Annotated in this window: 8 protein-coding genes; 3 read left to right on the forward strand and 5 right to left on the reverse strand. The window is 37.5% G+C overall.

The genetic code is table 11. The features are described from left to right. Window positions 1-101 precede the first annotated feature (101 nt). The 5 genes from bglX to VUJ46_RS03410 form a co-directional block, all read right to left on the reverse strand. The gene (bglX, locus tag VUJ46_RS03390) at window positions 102-2324 is read right to left on the reverse strand and encodes a beta-glucosidase BglX (RefSeq protein ID WP_326983607.1); all 2223 of its coding nucleotides are present in this window, start codon (window positions 2322-2324) and stop codon (window positions 102-104) included. 157 nt (window positions 2325-2481) lie between these two features. Then, window positions 2482-3936: a glycoside hydrolase family 30 protein gene (locus VUJ46_RS03395; protein WP_326983608.1), complete on the reverse strand. Its 1455-nt coding sequence runs from the start codon at window positions 3934-3936 to the stop codon at window positions 2482-2484. Between the two features lie 20 nt (window positions 3937-3956). Beyond that, complete coding sequence (locus tag VUJ46_RS03400) at window positions 3957-4823, reverse strand: hypothetical protein (protein ID WP_326983609.1); 867 nt, start codon at window positions 4821-4823, stop codon at window positions 3957-3959. A gap of 17 nt (window positions 4824-4840) precedes the next feature. Continuing rightward, window positions 4841-6391 (reverse strand): RagB/SusD family nutrient uptake outer membrane protein, encoded by a 1551-nt coding sequence (locus VUJ46_RS03405; RefSeq protein ID WP_326983610.1) that lies wholly within the window; start codon window positions 6389-6391, stop codon window positions 4841-4843. 11 nt (window positions 6392-6402) lie between these two features. Beyond that, the gene (locus VUJ46_RS03410) at window positions 6403-9312 is read right to left on the reverse strand and encodes a SusC/RagA family TonB-linked outer membrane protein (RefSeq protein WP_326983611.1); all 2910 of its coding nucleotides are present in this window, start codon (window positions 9310-9312) and stop codon (window positions 6403-6405) included. Window positions 9313-9489: 177 nt separating this feature from the next. Between VUJ46_RS03410 and VUJ46_RS03415 the strand changes: the two genes are divergently transcribed. The 3 genes from VUJ46_RS03415 to VUJ46_RS03425 all read left to right on the forward strand — a co-directional run bounded on the left by VUJ46_RS03415 (window position 9490) and on the right by VUJ46_RS03425 (window position 12788). Further along, on the forward strand, window positions 9490-10677 hold the full coding sequence (locus VUJ46_RS03415; protein ID WP_326983612.1) for an MFS transporter: 1188 nt from the start codon (window positions 9490-9492) through the stop codon (window positions 10675-10677). Window positions 10678-10700: 23 nt separating this feature from the next. Next, a complete protein-coding gene (locus VUJ46_RS03420) occupies window positions 10701-11492 on the forward strand; it encodes an NUDIX hydrolase (RefSeq protein WP_326983613.1) in 792 nt (263 codons plus the stop codon). A 117-nt stretch (window positions 11493-11609) separates the two neighbouring features. Continuing rightward, a complete protein-coding gene (locus VUJ46_RS03425) occupies window positions 11610-12788 on the forward strand; it encodes an acyl-CoA dehydrogenase family protein (RefSeq protein WP_326983614.1) in 1179 nt (392 codons plus the stop codon). Window positions 12789-12810: the final 22 nt, after the last annotated feature.

Below are 12810 nucleotides of genomic sequence, written 5' to 3' on the forward strand. Positions count from 1 at the left end.
TCTTTCAGAATGACAAATGCGACGTTTAAATTCATTAAAACGTTTAGTCTTCTACCACCAAAAGCGGGTATTATCCCGCTCGTAGTTATAAAAACTTATATTTATTTTGACCAATTAATCCGTTTTGTCTGTACATTCTGAGAATCGGTTCCGACCATGATGTCGAATTCTCCCGCTTCCCAATCGAAGTTCAATTGATCGTCGTAAAATTTCAGATTTTCCGGAGTTAAAGTGAAATTGATCGTTTTACTTTCTCCTTTTTTAATGAAAACTTTTTGGAAGCCTTTTAATTCTTTTACAGGTCTTACCACTTTTCCGAAAAGATCTCTGATGTACAGCTGCACCACTTCTTCCCCATCGTAATTTCCGGTATTAGAAACATTTACACTAATATTTAAATTTTGATTTCCTTTAAGATTTGTTGAACTTAAATTCATATCAGAATATTTAAACTGAGTATAACTTAAACCAAAACCAAACGGGAATTTCGGGTCGTTATCCAAATCGATATACGCTGAAACATAATTTCTGTCGGTGTTATTTTTCGCTGGTCTTCCCGTGTTGTAATGATTATAATAAACAGGAATTTGTCCTTCCGTTCTTGGGAAAGTCATCGGAAGTTTTCCGGCAGGATTTACCTTTCCGAAAAGAACGTCTGCAATAGAATTTCCAGCTTCTGTTCCCAACCACCAAGTGTACATGATCGTCGGAATATTGTCTGCTGACCAATCAAAAACCAAAGGTCTTCCTGCATTAATCATTAAGACAATCGGTTTTCCCGTTTTAGCAATTTCTTTCAAAAGATCTTCCTGAACACCAGTAAAATGCAGATTACTTCTACTTTTCGCTTCACCGCTCATCGCTGCACCTTCACCTAAAGTCATAATCACAACGTCTGCTTTTTTCGCTGTTTCAACGGCCTCTGCAAACATCGATTTGTCCTGATCATCAACATTAGCGCCTTTTGCATACAATAATGTTGAGTTTTTATCTAATTGATTTTTAATTCCGTCAAATTGAGTGATGATTCTTTGGTTATCATCTTTAAATGCAATCGACCAAAATCCGTGATTTGCCGAAGTTTCTTTTCCGAAAGGTCCAATTAAAGCAACCGTTTTTGTTGATTTTGAAAGTGGTAAAATATTCTTCTGATTTTTAAGCAAAACAATACTTTTTGAACCAAATTCTCTTCCGAATTTTCTGTTTTCCTGATTATTTAATTGCTCTTTTTGTCTTTTTTCATTGCTGAATCGGTAAGGATCATCGAATAATCCCATTTCAAATTTTTTAACTAAAATTCTTCTTGCCGCATCATCAATAAACTTAGGGTCAACTTTTCCTTCCTGAACCAATTTTGGAAGTTCAGCCATATAAGCTCGGCTTTCCATATCCATATCGCTTCCTGCAAGAATCGCTTTTTCCGCAGCTTCCTTATTGTCTTTTGCATAGCCGTGAGGAACCATTTCGCCAATACTTCCCCAATCAGAAACTACAAAACCCTGGTAGTTCCATTTTCCTTTTAATAAATCTCTTAAAATGTATTTGTTTGCCGTCGCCGGAATCCCATTAATATCGTTAAAAGAGTTCATAAAAGTCGCAACTCCAGCTTCTGCAGCCGCTTTGAAAGGAGGAAGATAGGTTTCGTTCAATTGTCTTAAACTCATGTCAACGGAATTATAATCTCTTCCGCCAACTGCCGCTCCGTACGCTGCAAAATGCTTTGCACAAGCCATAATCGCATCCAGATTTCCAAGACCTTTTCCCTGAAAACCTTTGATTCTTGCCAAACCAATCTGCGTTCCCAAGTACGTATCTTCACCCGAACCTTCCATTACTCTTCCCCATCTCGGATCTCTTGCAACATCGACCATCGGCGCAAAAGTCCAGTGAATTCCGTAAGCTGAAGCTTCTGTTGCGGCAATTCTTTCGGATTTTTCAATGAGTTTTAAATCCCAGCTTGCGGCCTGACCCAAATTCACAGGAAATGTTGTTCTGTACCCATGAATCACGTCCTGACCGAACAATAATGGAATTCTCAATCTTGATTTTAAAGCTAATTCCTGAAATTTTCTCGTTTCTTCTGCTCCCGCTACATTCAGCATGGAACCGACTTTGCCTTGTTTTATTTCATTTAAAACCGTTGCAGAGTTGGAATTCTGAGGACCTGTTGCATATTCAAATCCTGAATACTGAACCAACTGCCCTACTTTTTCTTCTAACGTCATTTTCGACAACAATTCAGAAACTCTCTGATCGATTGTCTTTTGTCCGAATGCATTCATCCCAAATGCTGTTATGGCTAGTAAGAAATAAACTCTTTTCATTTTTACTTTAATAATTTGTTTAGCTAATTAATTTTAACGCAAAGTCCACAAAGTTTTTTTAAAATATTTTGTTGATTTTAAGTTCGCAAAGGCGTTTCACTTAACAAAGAACACAATGCTTTTAATGTTTACAAATTTTAGATAATTCATTATAAAATTAAAATACGTATGTCGCAGTAGAACTTCCTGAAATTGTCACAGGAGCCGTTTTTTGATTATATTTAATATTAAATGACTTGTCTGTAGTATTGCTGTTCTGAACGATTAAAACCGTTTTTCCTTCGGGAGTTTTGAAAGCTACTGTTGAAAGGTTACCGCCTTGTGTAGAAGCAATTCTCAGAGAATTTACAGGAACGAATTTTGAAGCATGAGCGATAATATAATACGCAACATTTTTGTCATAACCCGAAACTCCGTTCACAGTGATTGCACCTTTACATTGTGTACAACCGCCTGGTGTGTGGGGTCCGAAGGATGCGTTGTTTGCAACATTCCATTCTAATGCTGTTTTGCTCCAGTTTCTCATAGATCCGATGATAACATTTTTAACATGCCAATCTAAATCTCCGGAGAAACCACCTGTAGAGCTTGTCCACTGTTCTGTAAAGTATACATTTTTAGATGGAAATAAATTATGAACCGTACTTAAGGCCGAAATATCTCCCGCGTATAAGTGGAAAGCCGATCCGTCAACATAAGGATTTGCCGCAGGATCATTTAAAATAGCCAAAGGATACGCCGGATCATCACAATTGTGATCGTAAGCAATAATTTTAGCGGTGATATTTGCTGCCTGAAAAGCGGGACCCAAATTATTCTTAATAAAAGTCGCCTGATTGCCGGAAGTCATATACATACTTGGATTATTTCCGGGATGTAAGGGCTCATTTTGTGGTGTAATGGCATCAATTTTAATCCCTTGTGCTTTCATCGCCTGAATATATTTTACGAAATACTGAGCGTACACTCCATAATATTCAGGTTTCAGGCTTCCTCCTTTCGTATTTCCGTTGTCTTTCATCCAAACCGGTGCAGACCAAGGGGTTGCTAAGATTTTAATATTAGGATTAATTACTAAAATATCCTTTAACATTTGAATCAGAGCCTGATCTTTAGTTAAACTAAATTGTGCAAGCGTAGGATCTGTTTGCCCCGTCGGAATATCATCATAAGAAAAAACTTCGCTGTTTAAATCTGAGGCACCAATGCTTATTCTTATATAATTAACTCCGATTCCTGAACTGCTAAACAGATCATTCAGTAATTCCTGTTTTTTGGCAGCACTTAATTGGTTGATCACTTCCACGCTGCCGCCCGTTAAGGTATATCCGAAACCATCGATTGTTTGGAAAACCTGTGAAGGATCAATTTCGATAGTTGAATAATTATTGACAGCCGATGAAAAATAGACTGTATTCTGTTGTTGTAGTTTTATCGACTGATCTCCTTTTGTAAGCCAGACAAGTACCGGATCGCCTGTAGAATTTCCGTTTCCGGAATTATCATTATTGGCAAGATCTGAAGACGTACTGCTGCAGTTTAAAAAAGAAAGAAGCGCTACACCGCAAAGTGCAGCACTTCTAAGTACGAAACTATATGAATGTGAAATCATATCATTTTGTTTGTAGAGGATTAGGTAGTTTTTCTTAGTTCAACTTTGTCTACGCTAAGGCTGTTCACCTTTTTTCCTCCACATTTAATAGCTAAATAAACAGTGCCTGTTGCTGTTGCAGTGTAAACTCCTCCATTTTTAGCACCGTTACAACCTATCGTAGAAACTTTACCTCCGAAAGCTGTTTTACCACAACCATCCCAAGTATTGATATTTCTATAAACAGTACCAGTAATATCACCTCCTGGTGCTGGTAAACTGTTTAGCATATATACTTCAAACCAGGTATCTTCCAAAGCAGTTTCTGAAGAAACAACCATGTCTATTGCATATTTTTGTCCTGCTTCTACTTGTACCGCCTGATAAAAAGCCTGCTGATTGCTGTTTGACGCAACAATTGTCGCTTTTCCGTTTGCGAAAACCCATTGTGCACCACTGGCACTGATCGGAAAGATAGTCCATTTTGCTACTTCTTCAGGAGTATCAAATCTTCCGCCCTGAATCATATTTCCGGCGACAGGATCTGAAGTTGGAACAACAATTGTCTCACTGGCGGTACCGGCTACCTGTCCTCCAATACCTACCGTATTACGCTGAATAACATATGTACCTGCGTCCGGAAGGAAAATATCTATTTCATTTTTACCGTTATTGAAACCATCATAATCGATGTTCCACTGAGAATTGATATAGTTGATATTATTAGTGGTTACAGCCTTTAGGTGATACCTGTTTTCACTCGTCTTTGCTACCGTAAAAGAAGCATCTGCGGCAACCGTCTGATTCAGACCGTGTCCTTCATCATCCACTGTATCCGGAGAACAGCTTGCAAGAAAAAACACTGCAGCACTTAATAATAAGCTCTTGTTTATATATTTAGTTATCATGTTAAAATTTTAATTGATTAGTAATTAGGATTTTGTTTAAGCGCTGTATTTGTTAACTCATTAAAAGGAATTGGTAAAATTTCATTTTTACCGGATGTAAATCCTCTTGACCCTAATTTAGCCGGAGCATCCCCCCATCTTACCAAGTCGAACCATCTGTGACCTTCGCCTGCCAATTCTCTTCTTCTTTCGTCTTTAATTGCCTGCATAGAAACCGTAACTGAAGCCAATCCTACTCTAGCTCTTACTGCATCTAACAATGCCTGAGCTCTTGCACCTGAACCTCCCAATGCTTCTGCTTCCATTAAATAGGTATCAGCCAATCTGATCGCAATATAATTTTGACGGAAATTTAATTCTACCGCTCCCGGTAAAGTCGTTTCGTCTGTAGTTAGTGGTAAATACTTATTTAAGAAATATCCGGTATCTCTGAATCCAGGAGAATACGTCACTTTTCCTTCCTGAACCAATGCTTTAGCATTGAAAATCGTTGCATTTAAACGGGGATCTCCCTGCATAAAATTAAATAAATCGTTGGTTACAGGATTGAATCCCCAACCTTTATGGATACTGGGTGCATCATTAACCACATTATTTGGCAGGGTTACTTTACCATAAGAAATAATAGCGACCATTTGGTTAATAGAGTTTCCTTCATCTTTTCCTGTTCCCCAGAAGCCCCAATCAGCATTACTAGCGTTGGTATGCATTACTTCCAATATAGATTCTGCACTGAACTTTGTATCTACTTTCCACAGATCTGCAAAATTATCCAATAAATGATATCCGTACTGGCTGGTTCCTCCCGGAGTTCCGTTAACCATCTGTAACTGCTCTGCTGCCTGGCTGTATTTTTTATCATATAAATAAATTTTACCTAAAATGGCTCTTGCCGAACCTTGGGTAAGTCTTCCGATCTGCGCTTTATTGCCTGCATCAATTGTCAGCGGAAGATCGGCAATAGAAGCAAGGATGTCACCTTCTATCTGAGTGTACACATCTTCAGGTTTAGCCTGTGGAATATTATAATAGTCATCATTATATTTAATAGGCTTTAAAATTAAAGGTATATTTCTGAAAACCCTTAACAATTCAAAATAATACAATGCTCTTAGAACTTTAGCTTCAGCGATGAACCTGTTTCTCGTTTGATCGTTCATCGTAGCAGCAGGAATTTTTTCAAGTAAAATATTCGCTTTGGCGATTCCCTGATAATAATCTTTCCAGTAGCTCGCCGGCATAATCACCGGATTGATGCTGTAGTTTGAAAATCCCTGAATTCCTGCACCATCAGAAGAGTTTCCGCCTCCTGAATAGAAATCATCAGAAGCTCCGTTGAAAAAAGTCACCATATTTTCGAAACCTCCGGAATATTTTCTTAACATATCATACGTCGCTACCAAACCTGAAAATGACTGCTCTTCATTCTGAAAATACGTACTTTCGTCAAACGTTCCCGTATTCTGAACATCTTCAAGGTTACTGTTGCTACAAGAAACTGCCCCAAAACCAACTCCGGCAAGCATTAAAACAGCAACACTTTTATATATAAATCTATTATTTTTCATTTTTCTTTTAATTAAAATTGAACATTAGCACCAAAAAGGAAAGTTCTTGCCTGAGGATAGAAAGCTCTGTCGATACCAAAAGTATCAGATCCTGCAATTTCAGGATCATATCCTGTATATTTGGTAAATGTGAAAAGGTTTTCTCCTGTAACATAGAATCTGATCTTAGAAGCTCCGATTGTCTTCGCTACATCCTTAGAAAGTGTATATCCCACCTGAACTAACTTAATACGTAAGTAATCTCCTTTCTGAAGATAATAATCAGACATTCTTGTGTAGTTCTGATTTGGATCGTCCTTTGTTACTCTTGCCATTGTGTTGGTACTTCCTTCTCCTGTCCAACGGTTAAGGATGGCTGTCTGATAGTTGGCTTCAGGAATATCCAGTCTTCTTAACCCCTGGAAAATTTTGTTTCCGGCCTGCCCTTGAGCAAATACCATCAAATCAAAATTCTTATAATTCATGTTTAGAGTAAATCCGAATGTATATTTCGGTACAGAATTACCTAAATTGATATAATCGTTCTCATCAATTTTGCCATCTCCGTTCGCATCAAGACGTTTGAAATCTCCTGGCTTTGCATTCGGTTGAATTAAAGCCCCGTTTGAATTTTTATACGCATCGATTTCCGCCTGATTCTGGAATACGCCTAAATTCTGGAAACCGTAGAATGAACCGTAAGACTGGCCAACCTGTAATCTTGAAACCGTACCTAAAGTCTGGAATGAAGCAAAGTTTACATATTCTTTATCTGCTTCCAGACGGGTGATCTCATTTTTCAGATATCCGAAGTTTCCGTTTGCAGAGATCCCAAAATCTCCCCAGTTCTTTTTGTATCCAAGACTTACTTCAATACCGTCGTTATTCATATCTCCGATATTTCTCCAAGGATCATTAATTAACCCTAAGTAACCAGGCAATGCAATTCTTCTGAGGATGTCAGTACTTTTCTTTCTGTACACATCCACGCTCAGATCAAAATTTTTGAAGATTTTCAAATCTGCCGCAATGTTCAGCTGTGAAGTTCTTTCCCATTTAAGATCCGGATTTTCCAATGTACTTGGGGCATATCCTACTCTTACGATATTATCTGCGAACGTATAGTTGCTACCTGCAACAAAGAAATTCGCGTACTGGAAATCATCAATAGCATCATTCCCTAAAACACCATATCCTCCTCTTAGCTTAAAGCTGTTAACGACATTATTTTCCGGCCAGAAGCTTTCATTGGATACATTCCATCCCAATGACATCGCCGGGAACGTTCCCCAATGGTTTGCCGGAGCAAATTTTGAAGTTCCGTCTCTACGAACTGTCCCTGTGAAAAGGTATCTGTTGTCATAATCATACACCACTCTCCCAAAGTAAGAGGCCTTATGAGTCTCCTTTCCGTCCCAAGCATTGGAAGATTTATCCGTTGCTGCGATGTCAAAGTTGAATGAAGCATCTCTCCAGTCGTTGGTAGGAAGGTTTTTATATGTAGTATTTTGTCCGTAAGAGATATTATACTCGTAATACCCCTGACCTAATAAAACACTTAAATTATGTTTACCAAATCTGTTCTGGTACGTAAGCGTATTTTCTGTATTCCATTCAAACTTTCTCTGGATTTCACGAAATAAACTGTTGATATTGTTGGAGTTTGCGGAACTTAAATAAGACTGGGGCGTAAATGCCTGATTTCCCCAATAAGACAATTTACCGTTTACTGTTGATTTAAAATTTAAATGTTTATTGATTTTTAAATCACCAAAAACATTGGCAACAATATCATCAGACCATCTGTATCTTCCTCTTTGTGTTTCCTGAAAAGCCAGAGGGTTGCTCATTTCTTTACTTACCCAGTGAGAAATTCCGTAAGGGTTTCCGTTAGGATCTCTGATAATATTAGCATTGTTCGTATAATCACTCGGAAAAGGCTGGCTTGCAATATCCGTTACTCTCAAAGGTGTTGTCGGATCCAGGTTAATGGCAGAACTTAAAGGTCCTCCAAATTCATTATTGTCATTAATTCCCTGTGCCTTTACGTGCGTGTAGGCAAAAGTTTGCCCGATTGTTAAAAAGTCAAAAACTTTATGGGTTGAATTAAGTCTTGCATTAATTCTCTTATAATTTGAAATATCTCTCAGTACGATACCCTGCTGATCGTAATAACCGAATGAAGAATAGAAGGTAGATTTATCATTTCCTCCATTGATGCTGAATTCATGAGATTCACGCTGTGCACTGTTGAAGATCTGATCTTGCCAGTTGGTACCCGTTCCTAAAGAAGCCGGATTAGCAAACGTTGGAGCATGACCGTCATTGATATTGGCTTCATTCATGATCGTTGCATACTGCGTTGCGTTCAGAAGATCAAGTTTTTTAGAAGCATTTCCTACTCCGAAAAATCCGTTGTATGAAATGTTCATTCTTCCTTTTGCTCCTTTTTTGGTTGTGATCAGGATTACCCCTTTTGCAGCAGAGACCCCGTAAATAGCAGCAGAAGCACCATCTTTAAGAATTTCCATTCCTTCGATGTCCGATTGGTTCAGCCATCCGATGTTATCCACCACAATTCCGTCTACTACCCAAAGCGGATCATTACTTCCGGCACCAAAACTGGTAATACCACGAACACGTACTGTCGGCGCAGCTCCCGGCTGCCCTGAGTTGGAAACTACGGAGACACCGGCAGCCCTTCCCTGAAGAACCTGTTCCGGTCTACCCGCCACAGGAGAGTTTTCAATATCGGAAGCTTTCACACTCGAAATAGCTCCGGTTACATTACTCTTCTTTTGGGTACCGTAACCAATCATTACTACTTCCTCAATTTTTTGTTCTTTCGGAAGCGTGTCATTGGCAGTTTTCTGGGCATTGAAATTGGCTGTAAAATAGAGCACAGCAACAAGCCCCAAACTTCTAGATATTCTTACATTCATATACAGTTAGTTTTTTAATTCTCAAATTGAGACAATAAAAATATATTTTTTTTCAAATAATTAACATTATATTAATAAATATTTTACTTTTTCGTTTATTTTTGGGGGTTTAAAGGCATAAATTTGTTGCCATAATTCGTTAAAAAACGTAAAAATCCAATAAAATATTCCCCCAAAATGAAGAGCAAGCTGACCAAAATATCCCTTCCGCTTAAGTTAACCTTCCTGATTTTCTCGATGGTGCTAAACTGCATGGGCATTATCATTCTTCAACTTTCAGAGGCAAAAATCACCTATGAAAAGTTGGGTTTTTTGGAATCTTTTAAAGACTTACCGATTGCATTTATTTCACTTTTTGCAGTTAATTTTATCAGCAAAATCGGGACAAAAAAAGCATTGATTTTAGCTTTAACAGTTGTTGGGATTTGTTCATGTATTTTACCTTTTGTGGAAGTTTTTTGGTTTTACAAATTATGGTTTGCGATTATCGGGACGTGTTTCGCTCTTGGAAAAATTTGTGTTTTCGGAATCATCAGAAACAATATTTTAGACGAAAAATCTTTGGCAAAAACGATGAATAATGTGGAAGCTTCCTTTATGATCGGGATTTTTGTGGTTAATACAGGATTTGGCTGGCTAATTTCCAGTCAATATTCAGAATACTGGAAGTTTGGGTTTTTAGCCATTTCAGTTATTTCCTTCATTACCATTATTTTATTTTCACGATTACCGATTTCGGAACCTCAAAAAACAGAAAATCAAGGAATTATTTCAGATTTATTAAAAGTGGTTAACAAAACGGTTCTGTTATTTCTAGCAGTTATATTTTGTATTGTTTTTGTTGAACAAAGTTTCAATTCATGGTTGCCGTCATTTTATAAAAATCACTTAAAGGTTAATTCTTTCTTTGCACTTCAGGCTACCTCATTTTTAGCGTTATTTTCTTATACCGGAAGAACAATCACAGCAAATATCATTCATAAATTTTCCTTATCAAGATATTATAAGATCTGTTTATCATTGATTTTCATTATTCTTGCGGTGATTTTAGGAATACAGTTCTTGCACTCAAAAGATTCGGGAATCTTACTATTTTTATTTCCAATTATCGGTTTATTTTTATCACCACTCTATCCAGTGGTCAATTCAAAAATGATTGCTGTCGTAGATAAGGAGAAAATCAATATTTTCACTTCTCTGATTGTTATTTTTTCTTCACTGGGCAGTTCTGTCAGTTCAATTATTATGTCTCTTTTATTCGGAAAAGGGCTTCTGGACTACTATTCACTGTACATCTTCATCGCTGTCACTCTGCTTTTTACAATTAGTTTGATATATTTTAACACTGTTAAGAAAAATATATAGAAAATAATTTTATTTTTACTCCCATGAAAATCAAGAACGAAAAAAACAAAGAAACACTTCAGGAACTTATTGATACAAAAGATTTTGTAGCACATGTATCTGTGGACTGCACCATATTTGGTTTTCATGATAATATTTTAAAGATTTTATTGCTGAAATATCATGATCTCAACCTATGGTCGCTTCCGGGAGGCTTTGTATTTAATGATGAAGATTTGAGAGAAGCTGCTGAACGTGTTTTGTATGAAAGAACTCATTTGAAGGATATTTTCCTGAAACAGTTCCATACTTTCGGAAGAATTGACAGAACGGAGAATAATGTGCATCAGATCTTATTAAACAACAAAGGAATTGAAGTTCCTAAAGATCACTGGATCTTCCAGAGATTTATTACCGTTGGCTATTGCAGTCTAATCGACTTCTCTTTGACCAACACCTTTCCCGATGATTTCAACGAAACTTGCGACTGGTTTGAAGTAGATAATCTCCCCCAAATGGCTTTCGATCATGACCGAATTATCAAAGATGGTCTTGAATACCTCAGAATGAACATTAATACGGAGGTTGCCGCGAGTAATCTTCTTCCAGAAAAGTTTACCATGAAAGATCTTCAATGCCTGTACGAAACCATTTTAGGGCAGAAATTCAGAAGAAACAATTTCCAGCGAAAAATTTTAAGCTTAAATATTTTGGACCGATTGGAAAAACTATACGATGGTTCCGCCAACAAAGCACCTTATCTGTATAAGTTTAAAAATAAAGTGCATAATTCCACAAGTCAGTACCCGATCTCGAATGATGAGGAAGCGTCTTAGCTGTTCTTAGATGATAATTAACTTTAAAATAATCTGACTATCAACAGACAAAATCATTTCAAAAAAAAATTCGAAAACATCGCGAAAAGTAGTACTTTTAGTCAAATCAAAAAAATCATGTCATATTATCCTCTTACAAGCATCCCCGATTATTACGGAATTGATGCTTTACTTACAGAAGAACACAAGCTTATCCGCCAATCGATCAGAGAATGGGTAGAAAGTTTTGTCATGCCACAGATTGATCAGGCCGCGCAAGATCATACTGATATTCCAAATTTGATGAGAGAATTGGGGAAAGCTGGAGCGCTTGGTCCTTACATTCCGGTAGAGTACGGAGGTTCCGGGCTGGATCAGATCTCTTACGGTTTGATCATGCAGGAGCTGGAAAGAGGTGATTCTGCGGTACGTTCTGCAGCTTCTGTACAGAGTTCTTTGGTGATGTTTCCTATTAATGAATTCGGTTCTGAGGAACAGAAGAAAAAATATTTACCACAATTGGCTTCCGGTGAGATGATTGGTTCATTCGGATTAACAGAGCCTAATCACGGTTCAGATCCGGGATCTATGGAAACCTATTTCAAAGATATGGGCGATCATTATCTATTGAATGGTGCTAAAATGTGGATCACCAATTCGCCGCTTTGCCACATTGCGGTAGTTTGGGCTAAAAATGAGGAAGGAAAAGTTCAGGGATTAATCGTTGAAAGAGGAATGGAAGGCTTCACAACACCTGAAACACATAATAAATGGAGTTTAAGAGCTTCAAAAACAGGAGAATTGGTGTTTAATGACGTAAAAGTTCCCAAAGAAAACCTTCTTCCGGGTGTTACGGGATTAAAAGGGCCTTTATCTTGTTTAAATTCAGCCCGATATGGAATTTCCTGGGGTGTTATTGGAGCTGCTATTGATTGTTACTGTACTGCTGTTCAGTATTCTAAAGAGAGAAAACAGTTTGGAAAACCTATCGGTTCTTATCAGTTGCAACAGAAAAAATTAGCAGAATTTTTAACTGAAATTACTAAAGCTCAGCTTCTTTGCTTACAGTTAGGAAATCTTAAAAATGCTCATACCGCAACGCCTGCACAAATTTCTATGGCGAAAAGAAACAACGTAAAAATGGCGATCGATATCGCAAGAGAATCACGCCAAATTCTTGGAGGAATGGGTATTATGGGAGAATTCCCGATGATGCGTCATGCAGCCAATCTAGAATCTGTAATCACTTACGAAGGAACGCACGATGTACATTTATTGATCACAGGAATGGATATTACAGGCATCAACGCTTTTTAATTTTAAAACGAAAATATTTATA

The sequence above is a fragment of the Chryseobacterium sp. MYb264 genome, assembly GCF_035974275.1.
Lineage (GTDB): Bacteria > Bacteroidota > Bacteroidia > Flavobacteriales > Weeksellaceae > Chryseobacterium.

Excerpts from the sequence above, each read along its gene's own strand:
- bglX (WP_326983607.1), bottom strand. The coding sequence starts at position 2,324 with ATGAAAAGAGTTTATTTCTTACTAGCCATAACAGCATTTGGGATGAAT.
- VUJ46_RS03395 (WP_326983608.1), bottom strand. The coding sequence starts at position 3,936 with ATGATTTCACATTCATATAGTTTCGTACTTAGAAGTGCTGCACTTTGC.
- VUJ46_RS03400 (WP_326983609.1), bottom strand. The coding sequence starts at position 4,823 with ATGATAACTAAATATATAAACAAGAGCTTATTATTAAGTGCTGCAGTG.
- VUJ46_RS03405 (WP_326983610.1), bottom strand. The coding sequence starts at position 6,391 with ATGAAAAATAATAGATTTATATATAAAAGTGTTGCTGTTTTAATGCTT.
- VUJ46_RS03410 (WP_326983611.1), bottom strand. The coding sequence starts at position 9,312 with ATGAATGTAAGAATATCTAGAAGTTTGGGGCTTGTTGCTGTGCTCTAT.
- VUJ46_RS03415 (WP_326983612.1), top strand. The coding sequence starts at position 9,490 with ATGAAGAGCAAGCTGACCAAAATATCCCTTCCGCTTAAGTTAACCTTC.
- VUJ46_RS03420 (WP_326983613.1), top strand. The coding sequence starts at position 10,701 with ATGAAAATCAAGAACGAAAAAAACAAAGAAACACTTCAGGAACTTATT.
- VUJ46_RS03425 (WP_326983614.1), top strand. The coding sequence starts at position 11,610 with ATGTCATATTATCCTCTTACAAGCATCCCCGATTATTACGGAATTGAT.